This window comes from Streptomyces sp. NPDC003032, from assembly GCF_053591415.1.
In genome coordinates this window covers 169,616-194,182 of sequence record NZ_JBSFTT010000002.1, presented here as the reverse complement: position 1 = coordinate 194,182, position 24,567 = coordinate 169,616, and the positions used below count along the sequence as shown (strand labels likewise).

Below are 24,567 nucleotides of genomic sequence, written 5' to 3'. Positions count from 1 at the left end.
GTACGAGGCGTGAGCGAGGGCGCGGGCGAATGCGAGGGCGAGGGCGAGTGTGGGAGGGAGTGCGCCCGCACGCCGCGTATGTGATCTGTCGTCACCTTGAGATACCTGCTCGATTCCGGGGGTTCGGTCACGCCGGAACGGGGAGCCGGCCCGGCGCGGTCGTCATCCTGCCCCATCCGCGCACGGCCGGTGCGCATACCCCCACCTGGATCTTCACGAACCGGTCACGTCTGTCGACCGGTCGGCCCTGACACGGTGTCAGAGCTGGCAACGGCATGAATATCGCGGATGCTGGTACTCGACGCCCGACGCATTGTGGGAACTCTTTCCCGTGCGGCGTCGAGTCCGGTGAGCCGTTGGTTTCTGCGAGCGGAAGCGGTTGAGCATGACGGTAGTGCAAAGGCCCGGAATTCATGCGGGGGAGACAGGCGACGAACCTCTCGTCCCGCCGGTCAATTCACACAATGAGTGGGATCCCCTTGAGGAAGTCGTCGTCGGCCGTCTCGACGGCGCGACGATCCCCTCCAGCCACCCGGTCGTGGCCTGCAACATCCCGCCGTGGGCGGCCCGGTTGCAGGGACTCGCCGCCGGCTTCGAGTATCCGCAGCGGCTGATCGAGCCGGCGCAGCAGGAACTCGACCAGTTCATCGCTCTCCTGCGGTCCCTCGGCGTCACGGTCACCCGGCCGGACGCGGTCGATCACAAGCAGCGCTTCGCCACCCCCGACTGGTCGTCGCGCGGATTCTGCAATTCCTGTCCGCGTGACGGCATGCTCGTCGTCGGTGACGAGATCATCGAGACCCCGATGGCGTGGCCGTGCCGGTATTTCGAGACCCACTCCTATCGTGAACTCTTCAAGGACTACTTCAGGCGCGGCGCGCGCTGGACGGCGGCGCCGAAGCCACAGCTCACGGACGCGCTGTACGACAAGGATTTCCGTCCCCCCGAGGCCGGTGAGCCGATGCGCTACATCCTCACCGAGTTCGAGCCGGTATTCGACGCGGCGGACTTCGTGCGCGCGGGCCGCGATCTGTTCGTCACGCGGAGCAACGTCACCAACCTGATGGGCATCGAATGGCTGCGCCGCCATCTCGGTCCGGGCTACCGCATCCACGAGATCGAGAGCCGCTGCCGCACGCCCATGCACATCGACACCACGTTCGTCCTGCTCGCGCCCGGCAAGGTCCTGGTCAACCCCGAGTACATCGATGTGGAGCGCCTGCCCGACGTGCTGAGTTCGTGGGACGTCCTGATCGCCCCCGAACCCGACCCCATCGACCAGCACCTGCTCAAGATGACGTCGATGTGCGGCAAGTGGCTCAGCATGAACGTGCTGATGCTCGACGAGAAGCGGGTGATCGCGGAGCGACACCACACCGGCATGCTGCGCGCGCTCGAAGCGTGGGGGTTCGAACCGATCCCGTGCGACCTGCTGCACTACGCGCCGTTCGGCGGCTCGTTCCACTGCGCGACGCTCGACGTCCGGCGCCGCGGCACGCTGGAGTCGTACTTCGACTGAGCGCCGGCCGCCCACGCCGCACGCATTCGGTCGCAGGGCTTCCCGGGCCGGAGCAGATATGAAAGTGTCCTACCGAACTCGGCGGGCCGATAGGCGTTCCGGCCCGTCAACTGGGCTGTCACGGCGCGGGTTCGGGGTGAAGCACTGGTGCGGAACTCGACACGAGGGAACGATCCGGCACGAAGGTACGATCCGGCACGGGGGCACGATCTGGTCGCCCTGCGGCGGCTGAACACCACCGTCGTCCTGCGTGCCCTGCACCGCCGCAGCCCGCAGACCCTCGCCGAACTCGCCGCGAGCACCGGCCTCTCCCGACCCACCGTGGAAGCCGCCGTCGAGGAACTGGCCGCGCGGGGCCTCGCCGGTGAGGCCCCGGAGGCGGCGGGCGAGCGCGCGCCCGGGCGACCCGCGCGGCGCTTCCGCTTCCGCACCGAGGCCGGCCACGTCCTCGGCGTCGACATAGGGCTGCACAAGATGGTGCTGCTCCTCGCCGACCTCGGCGGCACCGTCCTTTCCGCCCAACGCCACGACGTCGACCCGCGGTTGAGCGGCGGCGCCCGGCTCGACCTGCTGGGCCACGCGATGGAGACCTTCCTCGGCGCGTACGTACCGCGCCGCGCCACCGTCCTCGCCCGCTGCGTGGGCGTGCCCGGTGTGGTGGACGCGAGCGGCGTCGTCACCTCCGTGGTGGTGCCCGAGTGGTCCGGCGTCGACCTCGGACGGCTGCTGTCGGACGGCGAACCGGGGAGCACCCTCGTCGAGAACGACGTGAACCTCGCGGTCCTCGCCGAGATGTGGCAAGGGGCCGCCACCCTCGCGAGCGACGTCGTCTGCGTGCTCACCGGACACCGCGTGTCGTGCAGCCTCACCATCGGAGGACGGCTGCACCGCGGCAGGCGCGGCGGCGCGGGCGAACTCGGCATGCTGCCGCTGCTCGGCATGAGCACCGCACAGGAGGCCTTGCGGCTGCCGGGCACCCGGCGTGCGGGGGAGTCCGAAGTGGCCGCGCTCGCCCGCGCGGCCGAGGCCGGGGACCCGTGCGCGCTCGACGCCGTCGCCGACTTCGCCGACCGGCTGGCCCCGGGCGTCGCGGCCCTCGCGCTCGCCGTCGACCCGGAACTGATCGTGCTCACCGGCGGGGCCACCCCGGTCGGCCGGCATCTGGTGCCGCTGCTCGAAGAGCGGCTGCGCCCCCTGACCCTGCACGTCCCGCGCATCGCGCTGAGTTCGCTCGGCGAACGGGGCGTGGCCATCGGCGCCGTACGCAAGGCGCTCGACCAGGTGGAGGAGGAACTGCTCGCGGACACGGCGTCGTAGCGGCACCGCGGCGCGCGGCCTCTGTCAGCGCCCGCGGCGGCCCGGCCGGCGCCCGACGACTTCCTGGGAGGCGAAGGCACGTATGCGCAGAAGGACTCTGCTCGGCGGGGCGCTGGCCGCCCCCTTGCTCGCCGCCTGCTCCGGCGGGGGCGACGGCGCGGACAGCGGGGGCGGGACCACGCTGTCGTACGGGATGTGGGACCCGGCGCAGGCGCCGGGCATGGAGAAGATCATCGCCGCCTTCGAGAAGAAGCATCCGCGGATCTCCGTGCGCATCGAGCTCACGCCCTGGGCGAGCTACTGGACCACCCTCAAGACGTCGATGCGCGGCGGCACCGCCCCCGACGTCTTCTGGATGAACGCCGTGAACTTCCAGCTGTACGCGGCGGGCGGCGTCCTCGAACCGCTCTCCGGGCACATCAAGGCCGACGCCACACCCGTGGACCGCCACCCGGAGTCCCTGGTGAAGCTCTACGCCTACCGCGGCACGCAGTACGGCCTCCCGAAGGACTTCGACACCATCGGCCTCTGGTACAACAAGGAGCTCTTCGACAAGGCGGGCATCAAGTACCCGGACACTTCCTGGACTTGGGACGACGTACGCGACGCGGCGGCCGAACTCACCGACCCCCGGCGGCGCGTGCACGGCTTCGCCGCCGAGATGGAACGGCAGATGAAGATCTACCCGGCCATCTGCGGCGCCGACGGATACGTCCTGGAGGACGGCCGCTCCGGCTTCGGCGACGAGCGGTCCATCGAGGGCCTGCGCTTCCTCACCGACATGATCGACCGGGGCTGGTCGCCGCCGCAGAGCGCGATGGTCGGGTCCATAGGGCGCGTGCGCTACTGGTCCGAGAAGGTCGCCATGAACTACGACCTCTCCGCGATGGCAGGGCAGATGTACGCCGTGCCCGCGCTCAAGGACCACGGCGGCATCGCCGTCCTTCCCAAGGGGCGCCGCAGGGCCACCATCATCCATGGCCTGGCGAACGTGATCTCCGCCAAGAGCCGCAAGAAGGAAGCCGCCTGGAAATTCGTCCACTTCATGGCGGGACGCGAGGCCGCCGAGATCCAGGCGAAAGCGGGCGCCACCATCTCCTCGTACGAAGGGACGCAGGACGCCTGGCTCAAGTCGATGCCCGAATTCGACCTGAAGCACTTCATCGAGATGCAGAAGTATGCCGTCCCCTATCCGAGCTCCGAGAACACCGCGGTCTGGGAGAACCTCCAATACCCGCTGCTCGGCGCCGCGTTCAGCGGCAAGGGTGGCATCGAGAGCGCCGCCCGCACGCTGGGCGAGCAGATGGACCGGGCCCTGAAGGAGGAGCGTGCCTCATGAGTGTCTTTCCCGCCACGGCGGCCTCGGAAGCGGCGGGGCGTACGGCCGCTTCCTCCGGCAGCCATTCCAAGCCCCGAGGCCAGCGCACCGCCTACCTCTTCATCGCGCCGCTCGGTCTCGGCTTCGCCGTCTTCTACTTCTGGCCGCTGCTCCAGACCTTCTACTTCAGCTTCACCGAATTCGGGGCGTTCGGCGGCCATACGTTCATAGGCACCGACAACTACGTCCGCGTCGTGAAGGACGTCACGGTCTGGCAGGCGCTCGGCAACACGCTCATCTACAGCCTCATCGGGCTCACCGCCCTGCCGATCGCGATCGTCGTCGCGTCCCTCCTGAACCGGCGCGGCCTGCGCGGCGTCGCCCTCTACCGCGCCCTGTACTTCGTGCCGTTCGTGACGCTGCCCGTCGCCGTCGGGCTCGTCTGGAACTGGCTCTACAACGGCGACTTCGGGCTCCTCAACGAAATCCTGAGCCGCTTCGGCGCCGACCGGCACCACTGGGTGTCCGACCCGTCCACCGCCGTCTACGCGATCGGCACCGTGATGGTCTGGTCGACCACCGGCTACTACCTGATCATCTTCATGGCGGGCATCAAGGGAATCCCGCGGGACTACTACGAAGCCGCGGAGATCGACGGGGCCGGGGCGCTGCGCCGGTTCTTCACGATCACGCTCCCGCTCCTCAGCCCGACCATCTTCTTCGCCTCGGTCATCTGCATGATCAATTCGCTGCAGACCTTCGACCTGATCTACATCATGATGGCCGAGAAGAACCCCGCGATCGGCGATACGCAGTCCGTCGTGGGTCTCTTCTACAAATGGGCGTTCATCGAGAACGCGCAGGGCGCGGCGGCCGCGCTGGCCTTCCTGCTCATGCTCCTCATCGCCGCCCTGACATTTCTGCAGTTCCGGCTCCAGAAGAGGTGGGTGCACTATGCCTGACACCCGAAGGGCACCTGACACCCGAAAGCACGGGCGCGCCGGATCCATCGCCACCCACGCCGTCCTCTCGCTGGGCGCGCTCGTGATGGTCTTCCCGTTCCTCTGGCAACTGCTCACCGCGCTCAAGACCCTCGCGGAGACCTCCCGCGTGCCGCCCACCTTCCTGCCCGACAACTGGAACCGGGCGAGTTTCGAAGAAGTCTTCACCGCGCTGCCGTTCCGCGAAATGCTCACCAACAGCGTGCTCAACACGCTCGGGCGCACCCTCGGCCAGCTGGTGTTCTGCTCGCTCGCCGCCTACGCCTTCGCCCGTATGCGATTCCGGGGCCGCAACGTCCTGTTCGCGCTGTTCCTCTCCGTCCTGATGGTGCCGAGCTCACTGCTCGTACTCCCGCAGTACGACATCATCCAGGGGCTCGGGCTGCTCAACTCCGCGCCCGCGCTGTTCCTGCCCGGCATGTTCAGCGCGTTCGGCACGTTCATGCTCCGACAGTTCTTCCTCACGCTCCCCAAGGAACTGGAGGAGGCCGCCCGCATCGACGGCGCCGGTTCCTTCCGTATCTTCTGGTCCATCATGCTGCCGCTGATCAGGCCGGCACTGGCCGCGCTCGCCGTCATCACCGCGATGTGGTCCTGGAACGACCTGCTGTGGCCGCTGATCGTCAACACCGACCCGGCGAAGATGCCGATCAGCGCCGGACTGACCTCCCTTGAGGGCCAGTTCGAGACCAACTACCCCGTCATGATGGCCGGTTCGCTCATCGCGAGCCTGCCCATGCTGCTGGTCTACGTCTTCCTCCAGCGGCACTTCGTCCAGAGCGTCGCCCTGTCCGGCTCGAAGAGCTGAGCACGTCCCGAGGAAAGGCAGCCCCTCTTTATGCCACCGCTTCACATAGGCCTGCTCGGCGCGGGCGGCATCGCCCGCGCCCATCTGCCCGGCTGGCTGGCGCTCGGCGCCCGGGTGAGCGTGTACACCGTCGACGGCTCCGCGGAGAAGCTCGCGGCCGAATACGCCGAGCACCGGCCCTCATCCGTACGCGCCGTCGACAGCCTAGGCGACCTCCTCGCGGAGGTGACGGCCGTCGACGTCTGCACCCCCACCCCCACCCACAAGGAACTCGCCCTCGCGGCCATCGCGGCGGGCCGCCACGTCGTCTGCGAGAAACCGCTCGCCCTCACCGCCCGCGACGCCGAGCGGATCGCGGCCGCCGCCGACGCGGCAGGGGTGCGGCTCCACCCCGCCCACGTGGTCCGCTACTTCCCGGCGTACGCGGCGCTGCGCGCGGCCGTGGCCAGGGGCGACCTCGGCGAACTCGCCGTGCTGCGCTTCACGCGCGGCGGGGCGCGCCCCCAGTGGGCACCGTGGTTCGGCGATCCCGCCCAGTCCGGCGGGGTCGTCATGGACCTGATGGTCCACGACATCGACATCGCCCGCTGGCTCGCGGGCGACGTGGTCCGCGTACACGCGAGGACCCGCGGCGTCGAGCACGCCACCGGCACCCCGGCCGAGGTCGTCACCGCGACCGCCGTCCTCACCCACGCCTCGGGCGCCGTCAGCCACATCAGCGGGCTCTGGGGCCTGCCCGACCAGCAGTTCCGTACGACGTTCCGGGTCGCGGGCGCGGACGGCCTGCTGCACCACGACTCCACCGCCGTGCCCGGCTTCCGCATCACCGCGCAGGGCGTGCGCGCCGCCGGTGAGGGCGTACCTTCCAGCCCCATGACCGAGAGCCCCTTCCTCGCCGAACTCCGCGAGTTCGCCGCGTCCTGGCGGCCCGGCGGGCCCGTACCGCGCGTGAGCACCCGCGACGGCGTCGAAGCCGTGCGGATCGCCGAGGCGGCGGTGGAGTCCAGCCGCACGGGCCGCGTCATCGAGATCGGGCACGCCGAGCACGCCGAACAGACCGAGCGGACCGAGGAGGCAGCGCGATGAAGGTCGCCGTCCTGTCGTTCGCCCACGTCCACGCGGCCGGCTATCTGCGGCTGCTCGCCCGCATGCCCGGGGTCGAGACCCTCGGCAGCGACCCGGACACGGAACTCGCGGCGCCCGGCGAGGTGCGTGGCCGCGCGCTCGCCGACGAACTGGGCGTCACGTACGCGCAGACGTACGAGGACGCCTTCGCCTGGCAGCCGGACGCGGTGATCGTCTGCTCCGAGAACGCCCGCCACCGCCCGCTCGTCGAACTCGCCGCCGCGCACGGCGTGGATGTCCTGTGCGAGAAGCCCCTCGCCGCCTCGGTGGCGGACGGTGAGGCCGTGGTCGCCGCCTGCCGGGCCGCCGGAGTGCGGCTCGCCGTGGCGTTTCCCGTCCGCTTCAGTCCCGCGTACGCGGCCGTCAAGGCGGCCGTCGACTCCGGTGTGGCGGGGCGCGTCCTCGCGGTGACCGGCGCGAACAACGGCGCCATGCCCAACCGTGACCGCCGCTGGTTCGCCGACCCCGGACTCGCGGGAGGCGGCGCCCTCATGGACCACACCGTGCACCTGGCGGACCTCCTCGACGACCTCTTCGGGGACGCCCGCCCCGTGGAGGTCTACGCGCAGACCAACAATCTCCTGTACGCGGACGAGGTCGCCGTCGAGACCGCCGGACTGGTCAGCGTGACGTACTCCAACGGCGCCGTCGCCACCGTCGACTGCAGCTGGTCCCACCCTCGCTCCCACCACTCGTGGGGCGGCCTCGAACTCACCGTCGTCGGCGAACGGGCCACGCTGGAGATGGACGCCTTCGACCAGAAGGTGCACGGCTTCAACGAGCGGCAAGGGCGCGGCACGGAGCTGCCGTTCGGCGTCGACCTGGACGAGCGGATGCTGCGCGCCTTCCTGTACGGGCCCGGCGAGGGCGGCATGGATGTCGCCGACGGGGAGGGCGGCCTGCGGACCCTGCGCGTCGTTGCGGCCGGGTACGCGTCGTCCCGCGGCGGCGCCCCTGTGGAGATCGCCCCAGGCTTCGCCCCAGGCTGAGGCGTACGCCCGTGCGGGCGCCTAGAGTTGTGCCGTGGACGAACGGACGCGGAACAGTGTGGGCGGACAGGCGCGGGTGGGGACGGTCGTCCAGGCGGGGAGCGTGGGCGAGCTGCACATGCACGCCGCTCCCGACGGAGACGGCGTGCTGCCGGTCCACATGCCGCCGGACGTACGGCACTTCGAGAACCGCGACGACGAGCGCGCACGGGTGCTGAGCGCCGCGGGCAGCCCCAGGTCCGCGGGCCGGCCCCTGGTCGTCTCGGTCACCGGCGTGCAGGGCGTGGGCAAGACCGCGCTCGCGGTGCATCTGGCGCACCGCCTCGCCTCGGACGGCGACCGCGTCGTGCGGTACGTCGATCTCGACGACCACCGTCGCGACGGCGGCGTCGACCTGACGGACGTACTCGGTGAACTGCTGCGCTCCTTCAAGGTGACCGACCTCTTGGAGGGCACCTTCGCGCGGCGCCGCCGCCAGTACTGGGAACAGACCGGCGGCAGACGCCTCGTCCTCGTCGTCGACAACGCCCGCTTCGGCACGGAGATCGCGCCGCTGCTGCCGTCCTGCGCCGCCGGTCTGGTGATCGTCACCAGCCAGGGGCGGCTGTACGACGTGGAGGGCGGCGTCGATCTGGAGCTGCCGGTCGACCCGCTCGAAGAGGCGTACGCGGAGCGGCTGCTGCACCGCATCACGGGCGACCCCCGGCTGACCGCCGACCCCGCGTCGGCCGCCGCGCTCGCCCGCGTCTGCGGCGGTCTGCCCGCCGCCCTCGAAGTCGCCGCCACGCTGCTGCGCAAGCACGAGACGCGCCGGATCTCCCGGGTGATCACCCAGCTCACCGCCGACCTCGAAGGGAAGGGGGTTCCCATGGTGGAGGCCGTCTGGGACGCCGTCTACGAAGACCTCGCCCCGGACGCGGCCGCGCTCTACCGCCTCCTCGCCGCACACCCCGGCCCGACGGTCCACCCCGATGCCGCCACCGCGCTCCTCGGCCGGGGCCGGGACGCGGCGGAGGACGCCCTCGGGGAACTCGTCCGCGCCAGCCTCCTCTCCCGGGGCCGGGGCGGCCGACTGCGACTGCACGACCTGCTGCGGGCCCACGCGGCGCGCTGCGCGCGGCGCCACGACGGGGGTACGCGGGAGGCCGCCGAGGCCGGGCGGCGCGTCGTGCGCTGGTACCTGCGCCAGGCACAGCGGGCCGACGCCCTAGCGGCCGGCACGCGGATGACGTTCGCGCCCCCGGTGCCCGCACTGCCGGACACGCCCGACGTGGACTTCGCAGCCGTGGACTTCGCCGCCGGGGCCGGTGACGCCGGGAGGCGGGCGGACGAGGGGCTCGTGGAGGGAACGCGGGTCAAGGCGGGTGCGGCGCGTTGGCTGGAGGGGGAGCGGCTCGCGCTCTTCGACTGCGTGCGCATCGCACGCGTCCAAGGTCTCGACGAGGAGGCCTGGTCGCTGTGTGAACCCCTGTGGACGCACTACCTCGACCACCCGCACCACACCCAGGTCCTGGAGGCCTTCGAGGCCGGCCGTGACGCCGCGCTGCGCGCCGGACACCCGCTCGCCGCGCTGGTGCGCATGCGCTGCCAGCTGGCCCGCCCCCTGTGGGAACAGGGCCGCCACGAGGAGGCCGCGACCGAGCTGCGCCAGGCCGCCGCGGCCGCGGAGACGCTGGGCGACGGCGCGCGGGAACGTAAACTCCGCGCCTCCGTCCTGGAGTTCAGGGGCATGCTGAGCTCGGCGCGGGACGACTGGGCGGCGGCCGCGGCGGACTTCGAGGCCTCGGGGCGCATCCACACGGAGATCGGCAACGCGTACGGCGCCATGCTGCAGACGTACCGCCTGGGCCAGGCCGTCCTGGAACTGGGCGAACCGGACCGCGCGGCCACCCTTCTCGCCCGGGCCCACGCCGAGGCCCACGCGCTGGGCAGGGCCCGCATGACGGGCCGCACCGGCTTCGAACTGGGCCGCGCGCTGGCCCGCCTCGGCCGCTTCGACGAGGCGGCGACACTGTTCGACTCAGCGCTGGCCGCCGCGCGGCAGCGGGGCTCGGCCAAGGAGGAGCTGCGCACACTACGGGCGTTGACCGCGCTCGCCGAGGAGGCCGGGGACGCGGCGCGGGCCCGGGAGTTCCACGCACGGGCGGAGGAGGTCCGGGTACGCGGCGGCGGGCTCCAGGAAGGGACGGGCTGAGGGGCGAGCTGAAGGGGCTGGTGTTCGGCGGCGTCGGGCTGATTCGTGGTTGCCCTGGAGCGGACTCCAGGACGTAAGGTCGCGGACGTTCGAAATGTTCGGATCCGTCGGCAACGCCGATCACGACGACTCCGTCCGGATCATCCACGCCGCACTGGACGAGGGCGTCAACTTCGTCGACACCGCCGACATGTACTCCGCCGGAGAGTCGGAGACGATCGTCGGCAAGGCGCTGAAAGACCGCCGAGTCCAGACACCGTCCGGAGGGTAGACGTCGGTGCCCGGCGGGACTATCTCGTCGATGCGGTCCAGGGCCGCGTCGTCCAATACCACGGAGGCGCCCTTGAGGGTGTTCCGCAGTTGTTCCATCGTGCGCGGGCCGATGATCACCGAGGTGACGGCCGGGTGCGCGAGCGGGAACGCGGTCGCCAACTCCGGCAGGGAGCAGCCCACTTCATCGGTCAGGGCGACGAACCGGTCGACGGCCTCCAGCCTCGCGGCGGTGCGCGGTGCCGACGGGTCGAAGCGGCCCGGGTTGAGGGTGGGGCGTCCGGTGCTCAGGTCGGCCTTCACGCCTCCAGCCGCGCCTCCCGCTCCGTGGCCGGGGCCAGTACCGCCAGGTGGGTGCGGCCCGCGATGGCGCAGTTCAGGGCCACCGGGAGCTTGGGCGGGGAGCGGTGGTGGGCCAGCCAGGCGTGGGCGCAGGAGAGGGCGGCGGCCGGGTCGGCGCGTACCAGACGGCCGTTCTCGTGGCTGGGCTCGATACGCAGGGACAGCAGGGCACCGTCGGTTCTGCGCAGCAGACAGTGGGCGGCGGACAGGATCACCGCGGCCGTCCGCAGTCCCTGGTGGGTGGCGAGGACGTGGGTGGTCCACGCGTCGGCGGTCCAGGTCTCGCCCTGAGCGGGTACGGCGGAGTGGACCGTACGCCGGTAGAGGAGGCCCGCGCTCTGGAGCTGGAAGCCCGAGGCGAGGCCGTGCTCGGCCGCCAGGTGGTGCGCGGCCGCGTCGGCGGCCGCCGGACGCCGCTCCACGCGCACCTCGGGAGGGCCTGCGTCACCGTCCGGTGCCGTGATGGTCGCCCGTACGGCGAAGGCGGCGGGCGTACGTGACGCGGGCGCCGGATCGGGCAGCGGGGCCGGCTCGGGCGGGGCTGTCGGCGGGGTCAGGCCGAGGAGGGGGTAGAGCTCCTGGCCCAGGCGGCGCAGGGCGTTTCCCCGCTCGGCGAAGGCGGGTTCGGCCGCGGCGCTCGACGTGCCGGGGCGGCACGCGGCCAGGGCCCGCTCCAGGTCCGCGGCGTTCGCGGGCGTGCCGAGGGCGGGGACGCGGGCGAGGAGGTCGGCCATGGGGGTGCCGGGAATCAGCTCGTCCGCTCCGTCGCACGCGGCGAGCATCGGCAGGTCCCGGGCCGCGGCGGCGTAGAGGGCCGTCGAACCGTGGTCCGTGATCAGGGCGTCGGCGGCGACGAGGAGCGTGGCCCACTCCTCGTGGGGGCGGGCCAGGACGAGACCGGCCGCGACGGCGGGCGCCAGCTGCTCGCGTAGCTCCAACTCCCCTGTCCGGCAGTGCTCGTTGGGGTGCAGGACCAGAGCCAGCTGGTACGTGTCGTGCGGGAGGAGCCCTGCCAGCAGGGCGGGCAGGCCGGGCCGGCGCCTGAGCAGGGACCGCGGGCCCCAGGTGGAGGTGAGGACGAGCAGCTTCCGCCCGTGGGTGCGCAGGGCCGCGCGGTACCGGTCGCGCAGCGGCAGTGAGGCGAGGACGCGGTCGAAGGTGGGGTCACCGGTGACGGTCGCGACCGCCGCGGCGGGCGGGCACTCCTCGGCGAGACGGGCCACCTGCGTGGGGTGGGCGAGGGCGTGGAGCGCGGCCAGGGGGCGTCCGTCGCGCAGCAGGAGTGTGCGGTCGAGGCCGGAGGCGGAGTCGCCATGGCCGTCGTCGTCAGCGAGCGCCTTGTTGTAGCCCGCGCCGTGCGGCAGCAGGACGCGCGGTCCGCGCAACAGGTGGAGGTCGCCTTTGGGGCTGGCGGAGAGGATCAGATCGTGGCGGCGGAGCAGGGCCTCGGCCCACGGGATGGTGCGGCCGCCCGCTCGTTCGACGGCGGCGAGGGCGTCGGCGTCGAAGTCGGAGCCGGGGACGAGGGTGAACCAGCGGTGGACGCGGTGGTCGCCGCCGAAGACGGGAAGGGTGTCGAGGAGCCGGTGCAGGGCGGTCGCCGACCTTGCGGCGAAGAGTACGTGCCTCTCACGGCGGGAAGCAGCCTCGGGACGAGGAGTCGTAGAGGAGCCGTAAGGGACCCCGCTGCCCCGCTGCCCCGCTGCCCCGCTGCCCCGCTGCCCCGCTGCCCCGCTGCCCCGCTGCCCCGCTGCGGCAGTGTTCATTCTAGTGGGGGCGGCGTCCGCGCAGGGCCCGTTTCCGCAGTTCGGTGCGGGTATGTGCGGGTCGGCGGGCGGCATGCCGGAGATCGTACCGGGCGGCCGCGCGCCGGCGTCGGCCGCGGTCACGGCACACCACCCGAAGCCTAGACCCGAGGCGGATGCGGCCTGCGACCGGAGTCGGATCCGAAGCGGTCCGGGCGGGTACTAGCGTGGTCGGAACAGATCGACCGACAGGATCCGAGGTGCCCGGCCCATGCCAAGCCGCAGCGAGAGCCGTACTCAGCTCATCGAGTCACTCATGGAGCGGTTCCCGCATGTGCCGCGGGAAGCCGTGATCAAGGAGGATCTGCTGCGCGGCGGCATGGCCTTCGACGAGTCGGCGCTCAGCGACAACGAAGGCGGGGAGATCAAGCCGAAGTCGTACTTCATCTTCTCCTTCGACCACGGCACGCTGCCCGAGCTGGGCGCCGCCGCGCTGCGCCGCCCGCCGGAGGAGATCGTCCTCACCGGCGGCCCGTACGAGCTGCGCCGCACCGTCGTCTCGGTCCGCGTGAACCCGTCGTCGCCCTACCGGGTCGCGGCCGACGACGACGGCGTACTCGGCCTCTACCTGGACGGCGTCCGCATATCCGACGTGGGCCTGCCGCCGATGCCGGACTACTACCGGCACACGCTGGAGAACGGCAAGTCCGTGATGGAGGTCGCCCCCACCATCCAGTGGGGCTATCTCATCTATCTGACGGTCTTCCGGGTCTGCCAGTACTTCGGCGCCAAGGAGGAGTGCCAGTACTGCGACATCAACCACAACTGGCGCCAGCACAAGGCCGCCGGGCGCCCCTACACCGGCGTGAAGCCGGTCGACGAGGTCCTTGAGGCGCTCGCCATCATCGACAAGTACGACACCAACAAGTCCTCCACCGCGTACACGCTGACCGGCGGCGCCGTCACCTCGAAGGTCGGCGGCAAGGACGAGGCGGACTTCTACGGGCAGTACGCGAAGGCCATCGAGGAGCGCTTCCCGGGCCGCTGGATCGGCAAGGTCGTCGCGCAGGCCCTGCCCAAGGCGGACGTACAGCGCTTCCACGACTACGGCGTGCGGATCTACCACCCCAACTACGAGGTGTGGGACCCGTATCTCTTCGAGCGCTACTGCCCCGGCAAGGAGCGCTACGTCGGCCGCGACGAGTGGCACCGCCGCATCCTGGACTCCGCCGAGGTGTTCGGCCCGCGCAATGTGATCCCCAACTTCGTGGCGGGTGTGGAGATGGCGGAGCCGTTCGGCTTCAAGACCGTCGACGAGGCCATCGGATCGACCGTCGAGGGGCTTGAGTACTTCATGTCGCGCGGCATCACGCCCCGCTTCACCACGTGGTGCCCGGAGCCCACGACGCCGCTCGGCAAGGCGAATCCGCAGGGCGCTCCGCTGGAGTATCACGTGCGGCTCCTTGAGGCCTACCGCGCGACGATGGAGGCGAACGGTCTGACGTCGCCGCCCGGTTACGGTCCCGCCGGGCCCGGCAACGCGGTCTTCTCGGTCAGCTCCTTCATGGACAGCCTGCCTGCGGAGGAGGCCGCCCCCGAGGACGTCGTCGTTCCCTCGAAGGGGCGGTAAGCCTGTTTTGGGGCTGTCCGGCGTCGTGTGTCGCCGGGGCCCCACCTGGCCGCCGCTTCGCGGCGATACTTCCCACCCACCCACCCGTTTGCCCTGCATCGAGCGGTGAGGCGGTACGGCCTGGGCTGGGCCCGGGCCTCTTGATGCGGAGTGCCGGGCGGGTGGGTGGGAGACATCGCCGCGAAGCGGCGGCCAGTAGCGATCCCCGTGCCCCCGGCAAGCGGACGGCACGCAAGTTCAGTCACCCACAGCCGGAGGCCCTCGTGCAGCACCACCCCGTCACCGTCGTCACCGGCGGCAGCCGCGGTATCGGCGCAGCTGTCAGCGCCCGCCTCGCCGAGGACGGTCACGACGTCGTCATCGGCTACCGCTCGGACGAGGCCGCGGCGGAGAAGGCCGCCGAAGCGGTCCGCGCCGCCGGGCGCCGCTGCGTCATCGTCCAGGTCGACACCGCCGACGAGGCCGACGTCGACCGCCTCTTCGACGTCGCGGCGGCCGAGCTCGGCCCGGTCACCGGGCTCGTCAACAACGCGGGGGTGAGCGGCCCCGTCGGCCCCCTCGCCGACGCCGACGCGGAAGGGATGCGCCGGGCGCTCGAAGTGAACGTACTCGGGTATCTGCTCTGCGCCCGGCGCGCGGTGCGGGAGCTGAAGGCGAACGGCGGCGGCGCGATCGTGAACGTCTCGTCGGCGGCCGCGACCCTCGGCTCGCCGGGCGAGTACGTCCACTACGCGGCCGCCAAGGGCGCCGCCGACACCATGACGGTCGGCCTGGCCAAGGAGGTCGCGGCGGACGGCATCCGCGTCAACGCCGTCGCCCCGGGCGTCATCTGGACCGAGTTCCACGCCGACCCCGAGCGTCCCGCGAAGCTCGCGGCGGGCATCCCGATGGGGCGCTCCGGTCAGCCCTCGGAGATCGCCGCGGCCGTCTCGTGGCTGCTCTCGGACGACGCCTCGTACACGACGGGCACGGTCCTGCGGGTCGCGGGCGGCCGCTGACACTCCCCGAGCGGGACCCCTCGTACGCTGGTCGCATGATCGGTGGAGAGGCAGCACTCACAACGGATGTCCTCATGCGGCCCGTCACGTTCGACGACGCCGAGGCGCTCGCCCGCGCCTATCGGCGCAACCGCGCCCACCTCGCCCCCTGGGATCCGGACCGGCCCGAGGCCTTCTACACCGCGGAGGGCCAGGCCGACCGGGTCCGGGGGCACCTGGAGGAGATGCGGGTGGGCCGGAGCGCGCAGTGGGTGCTCGCCCAGGGCGACGAGATCGTCGGTCACGCCGCCCTGGTGAACATCGTGCTCGGCCCGGCCCGCAGCGCGGTCCTCGGCTACTGGATCGACGCGGAGCAGGTCGGCCGGGGCCTCGCCTCCGCGGCCACGCGCCACGCCTGTGAGGTCGCCGACAGCCGGCTCGGCCTGCACCGCGTCGAGGCGGGCACCCTGCTCGACAACACCGCCTCGCAGCGTGTGCTCACCAAGTGCGGCTTCCAGGAGTACGGGGTCGCGCCGGAGTCCCTCTACATCAACGGCGCCTGGCGCGACCACCGGCTGTTCCAGCGGATCCTCAACGACCGCCCCGCTTTCCAGCAGCCGAGGACGACGTTCCAGCAGCCGACGACGACCTAGAGGCCGAGAATGAGGTCGGAGGCGCGGGCCATGACCTGGGGGCGGGTGCGCCCGGGGTGGTCGGCGGCGAGGAAGTGGTTGCCGATGGCCATGCAGAAGGCGAGCAGGGCGCGGGCCTCGACCTCGTCGGGGTCGGCGCAGAAGGTGCTGATCGCGTCGCGCGCGAGCTCCATGCGCCGGTTGTCGACGCGGCGCAGGCGTTCGGCGACGGCCTCGTCGCGGCGGGCCCAGTCGCGGACGGCCAGGTCGATGGGGAGCAGGCGATCGCCGGAGAAGGTGAGCCGCCCGGCCAGCCGTACTTTCTGCCGGGCGTCGCCGCCCTCCCGCTCCACCCGGTCGAGGACGTCGTCGACGCACTCCCGCTCCCAGGTGTCCAGCATGGCCTCCAGCAGCGCGCCGCGGTTGGCGAAGTAGCCGTAGAACCCGCCCTTGGTCACCCCCAGCGCCTTGGCCAGCGCCTCGACGCGCACAGTCTCGACGCCGCCCGCGGCAAGCGCCCGCAGCCCCTCCTCGATCCACTTCTCGCGTGGCGTGCGCAGCGCGCCCATCGGTGGTCCACCCATCCTTCCGGCAAGTTGTACGGGCCCGTATAACGGGTCTACTCTCGGTCTTGTACGCCACCGTACAAGCACGGGGGAGCAGTGATGATCAAATGGGCGGGCCGGCTCATCGTGTTCTACGGAGCCGCGCACACGATCGGCGCGTTGACGGTGGAGGGAGCCGCGGACCACGCCGGCGCGTGGTTCGGCGGGAAGCTGTGGCACGACGAACTCTCCGCGATGGGCCCGGCCAACAGCGCGTACTGGCTGAGTCTCGGCAGCTTCGGCGTGCCGCTCGTCGTGGTCGGGCTGATGGTGCTGTGGCTGGAGCGCCGCGGCATCACGCCACCGTCGTTCATCGCCTGGACGCTGGGGCTGTGGACCGTGGCCGACGCCGTGATCCTCCTGCTCACGCCCTGGCCGGTCCTCCTCGTCGCGAGCGGGCTGCTGCTGGCCGGGGCCCGCCGCGCCGCCCGCCACGAGGAATCGCGGAGCTGACCCGCCTCAGACGATGCCCTCCGCGACCTCGGCCTGTTCCCGGTCGGAGCCGTACGCCTGCGGCGTGCTGTAGGAGCGGCGTGCCACGAACCACCACACGGTGGCCAGGACCAGCACCACGGCCAGCGCGATCACCGCGTAGTTCATCGAGTCAGCCGTCACGGGCGAGGCCTGCGGCAGGCAGAACAGCACCGTCACGAACGCCACCCAGAGCACCGCGATCCAGCCGATGGGCTTGCTCCAGCGGCCCAGATTCCACGGGCCTGGCTGGAAGCGGTCGCCGGCGCGGAGCCGCAGGAAGATCGGGATGGCGTAGGCGGGCGTGATGCCGATGACGTTGATGGCGGTCACGGCGGTGTACGCGGTCGCCGAGTACAGCGACGGCAGGGCGATCGCGGCGGCCAGGCCCACCGACAGCCACACCGCGGGCACCGGCACCTGGGTGCGGGAGCTGACCTTGCGCCACAGCGCGGAGGCGGGCAGCGCGTTGTCGCGGCTGAACGCGAACACCATCCGGCTGGCGGCGGCCGTCTCGGCGTTGCCGCAGAACAGCTGGGCCACGATCACGATGAGCAGCAGCGCCGTCGCCCCGGACTCGCCCAGCGCGTCGATCATGATCTGGGCGGGCTGAACGCCGGTTTCCGTCTTCAGGGTGCCCGCGTAGTCCTGGATGGCGAACGTCAGTCCGGCGAGCAGTACGAAACCGGCGATCCACGACGCCCAGATGGCGCGCACGATGCCGCGTGCCGCGGTCACCGACGCGTTGGAGGTCTCCTCGGACAGGTGCGCGGACGCGTCGTACCCGGAGAACGTGTACTGGGCGAGGAGCAGGCCGATCGCCGTGACGTAGAGCGGGTTGTCCCAGCCGGTGCCGTTGAAGAACTCGCCGAAGACGAACGACGGCGACTGGTGGTGGTCCGGCACGATCGCGAGGACGCCGACGATCACGGTGACACCGGCCACGTGCCACCACACGCTGATCGAGTTGAGCAGGCTCACCAGACGTACGTTGAACAGGTTCAGCAGGGCGTGCAGGAGCAGGACGCAGAGGAAGATCAGGAAGGTCTTCTCCGGGGTCGGCGTGAAGCCGAACCGCAGGTTCAGGAAGGCGCCGGTGAAGAGCGCGGCGCCGTAGTCGATGCCCGCGATCGCGCCGAGCAGCCCGAGCAGGTTCAGCCAGCCTGTGTACCAGCCCCAGCGGCGCCCGCCCAGCCGGTCGGCCATGTAGTAGAGGGCCCCCGATGTCGGGTACGCGCTGGTCACCTCGGCGAGCGCGAGGCCCACGCAGAGCACGAACAGGCCGACCCCCGCCCAGCCCCAGAGCATCACGGCCGGGCCACCGGTCTTCATGCCGAAGCCGTACAGCGTCATGCAGCCGGAGAGGATGGAGATGACGGAGAAGCTGATGGCGAAGTTGCCGAACCCGCCCATGCGGCGGGCCAGGACCGGCTGGTAGCCGAGCTCCCTGAGTCTCTCCTCCTCGTCCTGGCGTGGGGGCGCTGGGACGGTGCTCGACGACCAGGTGGTGCGGGACACGTGGGGACCTCCGGAGGATGAGCGGTGAGCGGTGAGCGGTGAGGGGGAGCGGGGAGAGAAGCGGGGCCTAGCCCGGTCCGCGGGAGACGGCGAAGCAGCGGGCGCGGGCCTGGACGAAGACCTCGGCGGCCGCGTCCGCGTCGCCGGGGGAGTGCGTGCGGTACGTCCACGGCACGACCGTGTAGAAGGGGTCGAGCGCCTTGAAGACCCGTGACGCGTCGTGGAATTGGTGCGCTCCCCACAACGCGTGCGCCAAGTGGTTGAGGTCGAGGAGCGAGGTCGCCGAGGGCAGCGCGTGATCGAACCACAGCTGCAGGGCGCGCAGCGCGGCGCGTGTGGCGTCCTCCGAGATCCAGTGCAGGTCCAGCGCCCGTTCGTGGCCGGCTTCCCTGCGGTAGCGCTCGACCCGCACATACAGCGGCAGCAGATGCAGCGGCGAACCGGCGGGAGCGGCCGCCGCCGCCCACTGCACGAAGTTGTACGCCTCGGTGAGCGGGCCCCGGGCGTGGCGCCCGTACGCGAACTGCAGCATCCGGTGGTACGCCTCGCGGTTGCCGGGGTCGCGCTTGTCGGCCTCGGCCAGCAGCTGCCAGGGGCCGGGGAAGAGCATCGGCTCCGGAGGCGCCACCCGGTGCTCGTCCCACCGCTGCCCCACGTCCAGCTGGGCCAGCGCGAGCAGGCAGATCCACGGCACCGGGTCCTCCGGCGACAGGGACGACGCGGCGGCGCACGCGGCGACCGCGTCGCGCCAGAGGTCGTTGGTGTGCCGGTGCCCCGCCCGGTGGGCGCGCAGCGCCCGCTCCACCAGGACCCTGCTGTGCAGGACGGCCGCCGACGCGCTGCGCGGCTCCTCGGCGCGCCAGGTGAGCACCACGTCGGAACCGGCGACGGCGGCCGCCAGTATCTGCGTACGTTGCGTCCACAGCCCCCAGTCGGGCGTCTCGGTCAGGAGATTGCGCGTGGAGACCCAGCGGCCCGCCTTGAGGTCCTGGAGCACCGCGCGCAGCGGTTCGTCGTGGCCCGCCGGGTGATACACCGGGCGGCCTGACGGCATGGGCATGAGTCCTCTGTTGGGGGAAGAGGGCGGGGGCGGTGTGAACTGATGGGGAGCGCAAGGGGGTTGACGATGTTGTTCGGCGGTCAGTGTAGATCCGGCCTTTCCGGTTTCAGGGCACTTCCTGCATCTTTTATGACCTGCTTTTGTCAAAGCGGCGCGCCTGACAGCCCAATTGACGTGCCATCACCGATATACCGATCCCTTGACGCCCTCCGGCCCCCTGTAGCAGGCTTCCGCGGTGATCACCTATGAGCGGTCTCCGGCGCGGCGGCCCGTGCTCGCCGTCGACCAGGGCACCTCGGGGACGAAGGCCCTCGTGGTCTGCCCGGAGCGCGGCGTGATCGGCTCGGGCGCCGCCGACGTGCGCCCCCGCTTCCTGCCCGGCGGCCTGGTGGAGGTCGACCCCGCCGAACTGCTCTCCTCCGTCATCGACGCCGGACGGCGGGCACTGGCCGACGCGGGCGAACCGGTCGCCGCCGTCGGCCTCGCCAACCAGGGCGAGACGGTCCTGGCCTGGGACCCCGACTCCGGGGAACCGCTCACCGAAGCCCTCGTCTGGCAGGACCGCCGCGCCGCGTCGGTCTGCGCCGGACTCGCCGTCCACGCCGAAGAGTTGAGAGACCTCACGGGCCTGCCGCTCGACCCCTACTTCGCCGCGCCCAAGATGGCGTGGATACGCCGCCACCTCACCCGGCGCGGTGTGGTCACGACCAGCGACGTCTGGCTGGTCCACCGGCTCACCGGCGCCTTCGTCACCGACGCCGCCACGGCGGGCCGCACCCAGCTCCTCGACCTCGACGACGTCGCCTGGTCACCGCGTGCCCTGGACCTCTACGGCCTCGCCGGGGAACGCCTGCCCCGTGTCGTCGACGCCGCGGGACCCGTCGGCACCACCACCGCCTTCGGCCCCGAGATCCCGCTCACCGGGCTCCTCGTCGACCAGCAGGCCGCGCTGCTCGCCCAGCACGTGACGGAGCCGGGCGGCGCCAAGTGCACGTACGGAACGGGGGCGTTCCTGCTCGCCCAGACCGGCGCGCGGCCCCGCCGCGGCGGTTCGGGCCTGGTCAGCTGCGTCGCCTGGCGGCTCGACGGGAAGAGCAGCTACTGCCTCGACGGGCAGGTCTACACCGCCGCGTCCGCCGTCCGCTGGCTCACCGACCTCGGTGTGATCGGCGGCGCCGAGGACATCGACCCCGTGGGCTCCGCCGTCCCGGACGCGGGCGGCGTCACCTTCGTACCAGCCCTCGCCGGCCTCGCCGCCCCCTGGTGGCGCGGCGACCTGCGCGGCTCGCTGACCGGGCTGGGCCTGGACACCACCGCCGGGCACCTGGTCCGCGCCCTGTGCGAGGGCATCGCCGCGCAGGTCGCCTCGCTCGCCGACGCGGTGGCGGCCGACCTGGGCGGGCCCCTGACGAGCCTGCGGGTCGACGGCGGCCTGACCCGCTCGGCGCTGCTCATGCAGACCCAGGCGGACCTGCTCCAACTGCCCGTCGAGGTGTCGGCGTTGCCCGACGTCACCGCGCTCGGCGCGGCCGCCGTCGCCCGGATCGGCCTGGACCCCGCCCTCCCGCTCGCCGACGCGGTCCCCGCGTGGCGGCCCGCCGCCGTCTACGAACCGCGGATCGACGCGGACCGGGCGGCCGAGTGCCTCGCGGGCTTCCGTTCGGCCGTCGCGGCACTTCTCGAACGCGGGCCCTCATGAGGGAGGCCGGAGCGGAAGGCGGGACCGCCGGGCGGGTGCTGCGGCGCGGGGCGCCGCCGGACGTGACGTACGACGTGACCGTGATCGGCGCCGGAGTCGTGGGCGCGGCCATCGCCCGCGAACTGGCCCGCCACCACGGCCTGCGCATCGCCCTGGTGGATGCCGCGAACGACGTCGGTGAAGGCACGTCCAAGGCCAACACGGCGATCCTGCACACCGGCTTCGACGCCGTGCCCGGCTCCCTGGAGTCACGCCTCGTCCGCGAGGGACAGCGGCTCCTCGCCGCCTACGCCGCCGAGTCCGGCATCCCCGTGGAGCCGGTCGGCGCGCTGCTCGTCGCCTGGAACGAGGCTCAACTCAGCGCCTTGGAGGGCTTGTTGGGGAAATCCGCCCGCAACGGCTACGGAGCAGCAAGGATCATCGGTCCCGAGGAGGTCCGGGCCCGCGAGCCGCACCTGGGGCCCGGCGCACTCGGCGCGCTCGACGTCCCCGGCGAGAGCGTCATCTGCCCCTGGACGACCACCCTCGCGTACGCCACTCAAGCGGTGCGCGGCGGCGTCGACCTGCACCTCAACTGCCGCGTGGAGGGCGTCGAAGCGTCGCCGGACCGGCATGAGCTGGCCACGAGCCGCGGCCCCCTGCGCACCCGGCACCTCGTCAACGCCGCGGGCCTGCACGCCGACGCGATCGACCGTCTGCTCGGCCACGACGACTTCACCGTCACACCGCGCCGCGGCCAGCTCATCGTCTTCGACAAGTTCGCCCGCGGCCTGCTGCGCCACATCCTGCTGCCCGTACCCACCGCGCTCGGCAAAGGCGTCCTGGTGGCCCCGACCGTGTACGGAAACGTCCTCCTCGGGCCCACCGCCGAGGAGCTGGACGACAAGACGGCCACCGGCTCGACCGCCGAAGGCATCGCCGCGCTGCGCGAGAAGGGCCGCCGGATCCTCCCCGAACTGCTCGACGAGGAGGTCACCGCCGTCTACGCAGGACTGCGCGCCGCCACCGAGCACGACGACTACCGCATCAGCGCCCACAAGGAACAGCGCTACGTCACGGTCGGCTCCATCCGCTCGACCGGACTCACCGCCTCCCTGGCCATCGCCGCCCACGTCACGGAACTCCTCGCCGCCACGGGCCTGGACCTCACCCGGACCAGGGACCTGCCGCCCGTCCGCATGCCGAACCTCGGCGAGGCCTTCGCGCGCCCCTACCAGCGCGCCGACCTCATCGCCGCCGACCCCGCGTACGGCACCATCGTCTGCCACTGCGAGCGGGTGACGCTCGGCGAGATCCGCGACGCCCTCGCGGCGACCGTCCCGCCCGGGTCACCGGACGGGCTGCGGCGCCGCACACGGGCGCGCGGCGGACGCTGCCAGGGCTCTCACTGCGGGGCCCAGGTGCGGGAACTCTTCGAACAGGGTCGGGAGGCGGTGTCCGGATGAGGCGTGAGCGCATCGTCGACGTGCTGGTCGTGGGCGCGGGACCGGCGGGCCTCGCCACGGCCGTGGGCCTCGCCGGGGCGGGCGCGGGCGAGGTCGAGGTGGTCGAACGGGAGCAGCGGGCGGGCGGCGCCCCGCGGTACCGCGCGCACGGCGGGTTCGGCCGCCTCGGGACGACCGGGCCGCGGTACGCGGAGCGCTGTGTGGCGGCGGCGGTGGGCGTCGGCGCGGTGCTGCGGACCGGCGTCACCGTCACGGACTGGTCCGGCCCGCTGACCGTGGACACCACGAGCCCGCTCGGCCTGGAGCGGATCACCGCCCGCGCCATCGTGCTGGCCACGGGGGCGCGCGAACGGCCGCGCGGCGCACGCCTGGTGCCGGGCACGCGACCCGCCGGCGTCTACACCTCCGGGGAGTTGCAGCGGGCGGTCCACGTGCACCGGCCGCCGATCGGCACGCGGGCCCTCGTGGTCGGCGCCGAGCCGGTGAGCTTCGCCGCCCTGGACACGCTGCGGCGCGCCGGGGTCGAGGTCGCCGCGCTGATCACGGAGCACCCGCGCCACCAGGCATCGCCGGGCCGCGCCGCCGATGCCCGGCTGCGGCACGGCATCCCCCTGCTCACGGACGCCACCGTCGCCGAACTCCTCGGGCGCGGACGTCTGTCGGGGGTCCGGCTGCGGCACCGGGACGGCAGGACGGCGTACGTCGCCTGCGACACGGTGGTCTTCACCGGCGATTTCGTCCCCGACCACGAACTGGCCCGCCGCGGCGGCCTGCCGCTCGATCCCGGCACGCGCGGCCCCGCCATCGACAGCGCCTTCCGCACCGCCGAGCGGGGCGTCTTCGCGGTGGGCAACGTACTGCACGCCGTCGAACCCGCGCGTGTGGTGACGCGCGAGGGCGCGGCCGTCTCAGCCGCCGTGCGGCGCTACCTCTCCGACGGCGACTGGCCCTCGGCCTCGGTCCCGCTGCGGGTCACGGCCCCGCTCGCCTGGGTCGCACCCAACCGGCTGACCCTGGAGGAGCCCGGCGACGGGTTCACCCTGCGGACGACGGAGTTCGTCGCGCGTCCGACGCTGGAGATCACGCAGGACGGCAGGACCCTGCACCGCGCCCGCCGCCGACGCCCGGCGGTCCCCAACCGGCCTCTCCGTATCACCGGGAGCTGGGCCGACCGGGTGGATGTGCGCGGCGGCGCCGTACGGATCGCCCTCGCGCCCTGAGGCTTCGGCGGAACCATCAACCTTCAGCGGACCCAGTAACACGGCAGCGGTAGCGGACTCGCCCTGCCCCCATGCCACGTCCACCCGAACAACATAAGAAGCTTAGATAAGTAAGCGACGCATTCTTAGAGTGGACGACATGTCGAACGACGAACTGCACACCGCCTTGGCCGACGCCCCGGACGCCGACCTCGAGAGCGACTCGGACAGCGCCCTGGACGTGGAAGCCTTCACCTCGGCGATGGAGAACTTCAACCGCTTCTACATCCGCCTCCCGGTACTGGAGAAGCTTCCGTTCACGACCCTGTCGGTGCTTGACACCCTCGCGTTCGGCGGCAGCCCGAGGCGGCTGACCGAGCTGACGAAGACCGAGCAGGTCAGCCAGCCCGGCATCACCCAGCTGATCAACCGCCTGGAGCGGGACGGCCTGGTGGAGCGCCGCCCCGACCCGAGCGACGGCCGTGCCGTCCTGGTCCACATCACCGACGCCGGCCGCGAGGTCGGCCGCTCCCGCCGCGCCGACCGGTCGCGGCACCTGCGACCACTCGTCGAGCAGCTCACCCCCGAGCAGCGCCGGGCGATCACGGACGCCCTGCCCGCCCTGACCCGCCTCGCGGAACTGGGGCGCGCCCAGTCGTAGGCGGCGGGGCTCCGGAGCGGGGGCCTCCCCCGTAGCCGCTCC

At 72.1% G+C, this 24,567-nt stretch carries 21 protein-coding genes and 1 pseudogene; 17 read left to right on the top strand and 5 right to left on the bottom strand.

Annotated features, from left to right (window positions below; all coding sequences use genetic code 11):
- Nucleotides 1-385 precede the first annotated feature (385 nt).
- The 9 genes from ACWDZ7_RS03410 (at nt 386) to ACWDZ7_RS03370 (ending at nt 10,542) form a co-directional block, all read left to right on the top strand.
- Complete coding sequence (locus tag ACWDZ7_RS03410; protein ID WP_451794412.1) at nt 386-1,519, top strand: amidinotransferase; 1,134 nt, start codon at nt 386-388, stop codon at nt 1,517-1,519.
- Between the two features lie 147 nt (nt 1,520-1,666).
- Nucleotides 1,667-2,836, top strand: coding sequence for an ROK family protein (locus tag ACWDZ7_RS03405; RefSeq protein ID WP_451794410.1), 1,170 nt, complete (start codon nt 1,667-1,669; stop codon nt 2,834-2,836).
- 82 nt (nt 2,837-2,918) lie between these two features.
- A complete protein-coding gene (locus ACWDZ7_RS03400) occupies nt 2,919-4,175 on the top strand; it encodes an ABC transporter substrate-binding protein (protein ID WP_451794408.1) in 1,257 nt (418 codons plus the stop codon).
- Entirely contained in the window at nt 4,172-5,116 is a 945-nt protein-coding gene (locus tag ACWDZ7_RS03395) for a carbohydrate ABC transporter permease (protein ID WP_451794405.1), read from the top strand. The genes ACWDZ7_RS03400 and ACWDZ7_RS03395 overlap by 4 nt, the downstream gene beginning before the upstream one ends.
- Nucleotides 5,109-5,963, top strand: coding sequence for a carbohydrate ABC transporter permease (locus tag ACWDZ7_RS03390; protein ID WP_451794403.1), 855 nt, complete (start codon nt 5,109-5,111; stop codon nt 5,961-5,963). The genes ACWDZ7_RS03395 and ACWDZ7_RS03390 overlap by 8 nt, the downstream gene beginning before the upstream one ends.
- A 30-nt stretch (nt 5,964-5,993) precedes the next feature.
- Nucleotides 5,994-7,049 carry a Gfo/Idh/MocA family protein gene (locus ACWDZ7_RS03385; protein ID WP_451794401.1) on the top strand — a complete coding sequence of 352 codons (1,056 nt, stop codon included), beginning with the start codon at nt 5,994-5,996 and terminating at the stop codon, nt 7,047-7,049.
- Nucleotides 7,046-8,077: a Gfo/Idh/MocA family protein gene (locus ACWDZ7_RS03380; RefSeq protein ID WP_451794399.1), complete on the top strand. Its 1,032-nt coding sequence runs from the start codon at nt 7,046-7,048 to the stop codon at nt 8,075-8,077. Before ACWDZ7_RS03385 ends, ACWDZ7_RS03380 begins: the two co-directional genes overlap by 4 nt.
- Nucleotides 8,078-8,111: 34 nt before the next feature.
- On the top strand, nt 8,112-10,271 hold the full coding sequence (locus ACWDZ7_RS03375) for a tetratricopeptide repeat protein (protein WP_451794397.1): 2,160 nt from the start codon (nt 8,112-8,114) through the stop codon (nt 10,269-10,271).
- Nucleotides 10,272-10,365: 94 nt separating this feature from the next.
- Entirely contained in the window at nt 10,366-10,542 is a 177-nt protein-coding gene (locus tag ACWDZ7_RS03370) for an aldo/keto reductase (RefSeq protein ID WP_451794395.1), read from the top strand.
- Here the strand turns inward: ACWDZ7_RS03370 and ACWDZ7_RS03365 are convergent.
- Together ACWDZ7_RS03365 and ACWDZ7_RS03360 are read right to left on the bottom strand one after the other, a co-directional pair.
- Nucleotides 10,503-10,847: pseudogene (locus ACWDZ7_RS03365) on the bottom strand (aldo/keto reductase); the annotation flags it as partial. The gene ACWDZ7_RS03370 and the pseudogene ACWDZ7_RS03365 sit on opposite strands and share 40 nt — an antisense overlap.
- On the bottom strand, nt 10,841-12,649 hold the full coding sequence (locus tag ACWDZ7_RS03360; protein WP_451794393.1) for a translation initiation factor 2: 1,809 nt from the start codon (nt 12,647-12,649) through the stop codon (nt 10,841-10,843). The gene ACWDZ7_RS03360 and the pseudogene ACWDZ7_RS03365, both read right to left, overlap by 7 nt.
- Nucleotides 12,650-12,899: 250 nt before the next feature.
- On the opposite strand from ACWDZ7_RS03360, the gene ACWDZ7_RS03355 reads away from it, so the two are divergent.
- The 3 genes from ACWDZ7_RS03355 to ACWDZ7_RS03345 all read left to right on the top strand — a co-directional run bounded on the left by ACWDZ7_RS03355 (nt 12,900) and on the right by ACWDZ7_RS03345 (nt 15,888).
- Entirely contained in the window at nt 12,900-14,258 is a 1,359-nt protein-coding gene (locus tag ACWDZ7_RS03355) for a radical SAM protein (protein ID WP_451794391.1), read from the top strand.
- Between the two features lie 263 nt (nt 14,259-14,521).
- On the top strand, nt 14,522-15,256 hold the full coding sequence (locus ACWDZ7_RS03350; protein WP_451794389.1) for an SDR family oxidoreductase: 735 nt from the start codon (nt 14,522-14,524) through the stop codon (nt 15,254-15,256).
- A 35-nt stretch (nt 15,257-15,291) separates the two neighbouring features.
- A complete protein-coding gene (locus ACWDZ7_RS03345; protein WP_451794387.1) occupies nt 15,292-15,888 on the top strand; it encodes a GNAT family N-acetyltransferase in 597 nt (198 codons plus the stop codon).
- On the opposite strand, the gene ACWDZ7_RS03340 is transcribed toward ACWDZ7_RS03345, so the two are convergent.
- The gene (locus tag ACWDZ7_RS03340) at nt 15,885-16,436 is read right to left on the bottom strand and encodes a TetR/AcrR family transcriptional regulator (protein ID WP_451794758.1); all 552 of its coding nucleotides are present in this window, start codon (nt 16,434-16,436) and stop codon (nt 15,885-15,887) included. The two genes, ACWDZ7_RS03345 and ACWDZ7_RS03340, sit on opposite strands and share 4 nt — an antisense overlap.
- Nucleotides 16,437-16,532: 96 nt before the next feature.
- On the opposite strand from ACWDZ7_RS03340, the gene ACWDZ7_RS03335 reads away from it, so the two are divergent.
- A complete protein-coding gene (locus ACWDZ7_RS03335; protein ID WP_451794385.1) occupies nt 16,533-16,925 on the top strand; it encodes a DUF6463 family protein in 393 nt (130 codons plus the stop codon).
- A 6-nt stretch (nt 16,926-16,931) separates the two neighbouring features.
- On the opposite strand, the gene ACWDZ7_RS03330 is transcribed toward ACWDZ7_RS03335, so the two are convergent.
- The gene (locus ACWDZ7_RS03330) at nt 16,932-18,461 is read right to left on the bottom strand and encodes an amino acid permease (RefSeq protein WP_451794383.1); all 1,530 of its coding nucleotides are present in this window, start codon (nt 18,459-18,461) and stop codon (nt 16,932-16,934) included.
- Between the two features lie 67 nt (nt 18,462-18,528).
- Nucleotides 18,529-19,521: a hypothetical protein gene (locus ACWDZ7_RS03325; RefSeq protein ID WP_451794381.1), complete on the bottom strand. Its 993-nt coding sequence runs from the start codon at nt 19,519-19,521 to the stop codon at nt 18,529-18,531.
- 235 nt (nt 19,522-19,756) lie between these two features.
- On the opposite strand from ACWDZ7_RS03325, the gene ACWDZ7_RS03320 reads away from it, so the two are divergent.
- From ACWDZ7_RS03320 to ACWDZ7_RS03305, 4 genes are all read left to right on the top strand, one after another.
- Nucleotides 19,757-21,220 carry an FGGY family carbohydrate kinase gene (locus tag ACWDZ7_RS03320; protein WP_451794379.1) on the top strand — a complete coding sequence of 488 codons (1,464 nt, stop codon included), beginning with the start codon at nt 19,757-19,759 and terminating at the stop codon, nt 21,218-21,220.
- Nucleotides 21,217-22,665 (top strand): FAD-dependent oxidoreductase, encoded by a 1,449-nt coding sequence (locus tag ACWDZ7_RS03315; protein WP_451794377.1) that lies wholly within the window; start codon nt 21,217-21,219, stop codon nt 22,663-22,665. Before ACWDZ7_RS03320 ends, ACWDZ7_RS03315 begins: the two co-directional genes overlap by 4 nt.
- Entirely contained in the window at nt 22,662-23,885 is a 1,224-nt protein-coding gene (locus tag ACWDZ7_RS03310) for an NAD(P)/FAD-dependent oxidoreductase (RefSeq protein ID WP_451794375.1), read from the top strand. Before ACWDZ7_RS03315 ends, ACWDZ7_RS03310 begins: the two co-directional genes overlap by 4 nt.
- 139 nt (nt 23,886-24,024) lie before the next feature.
- Nucleotides 24,025-24,525 carry a MarR family winged helix-turn-helix transcriptional regulator gene (locus ACWDZ7_RS03305; protein ID WP_451794373.1) on the top strand — a complete coding sequence of 167 codons (501 nt, stop codon included), beginning with the start codon at nt 24,025-24,027 and terminating at the stop codon, nt 24,523-24,525.
- Nucleotides 24,526-24,567 lie beyond the last annotated feature (42 nt).

Coding starts and splice junctions, on each gene's coding strand:
- ACWDZ7_RS03410 (WP_451794412.1), top strand. CDS start 386: ATGACGGTAGTGCAAAGGCCCGGAATTCATGCGGGGGAGACAGGCGAC.
- ACWDZ7_RS03400 (WP_451794408.1), top strand. CDS start 2,919: ATGCGCAGAAGGACTCTGCTCGGCGGGGCGCTGGCCGCCCCCTTGCTC.
- ACWDZ7_RS03395 (WP_451794405.1), top strand. CDS start 4,172: ATGAGTGTCTTTCCCGCCACGGCGGCCTCGGAAGCGGCGGGGCGTACG.
- ACWDZ7_RS03390 (WP_451794403.1), top strand. CDS start 5,109: ATGCCTGACACCCGAAGGGCACCTGACACCCGAAAGCACGGGCGCGCC.
- ACWDZ7_RS03385 (WP_451794401.1), top strand. CDS start 5,994: ATGCCACCGCTTCACATAGGCCTGCTCGGCGCGGGCGGCATCGCCCGC.
- ACWDZ7_RS03380 (WP_451794399.1), top strand. CDS start 7,046: ATGAAGGTCGCCGTCCTGTCGTTCGCCCACGTCCACGCGGCCGGCTAT.
- ACWDZ7_RS03370 (WP_451794395.1), top strand. CDS start 10,366: ATGTTCGGATCCGTCGGCAACGCCGATCACGACGACTCCGTCCGGATC.
- ACWDZ7_RS03360 (WP_451794393.1), bottom strand. CDS start 12,649: ATGAACACTGCCGCAGCGGGGCAGCGGGGCAGCGGGGCAGCGGGGCAG.
- ACWDZ7_RS03355 (WP_451794391.1), top strand. CDS start 12,900: ATGCCAAGCCGCAGCGAGAGCCGTACTCAGCTCATCGAGTCACTCATG.
- ACWDZ7_RS03345 (WP_451794387.1), top strand. CDS start 15,292: ATGATCGGTGGAGAGGCAGCACTCACAACGGATGTCCTCATGCGGCCC.
- ACWDZ7_RS03340 (WP_451794758.1), bottom strand. CDS start 16,436: ATGGGCGCGCTGCGCACGCCACGCGAGAAGTGGATCGAGGAGGGGCTG.
- ACWDZ7_RS03335 (WP_451794385.1), top strand. CDS start 16,533: ATGATCAAATGGGCGGGCCGGCTCATCGTGTTCTACGGAGCCGCGCAC.
- ACWDZ7_RS03325 (WP_451794381.1), bottom strand. CDS start 19,521: ATGCCCATGCCGTCAGGCCGCCCGGTGTATCACCCGGCGGGCCACGAC.
- ACWDZ7_RS03315 (WP_451794377.1), top strand. CDS start 21,217: ATGAGGGAGGCCGGAGCGGAAGGCGGGACCGCCGGGCGGGTGCTGCGG.
- ACWDZ7_RS03310 (WP_451794375.1), top strand. CDS start 22,662: ATGAGGCGTGAGCGCATCGTCGACGTGCTGGTCGTGGGCGCGGGACCG.
- ACWDZ7_RS03305 (WP_451794373.1), top strand. CDS start 24,025: ATGTCGAACGACGAACTGCACACCGCCTTGGCCGACGCCCCGGACGCC.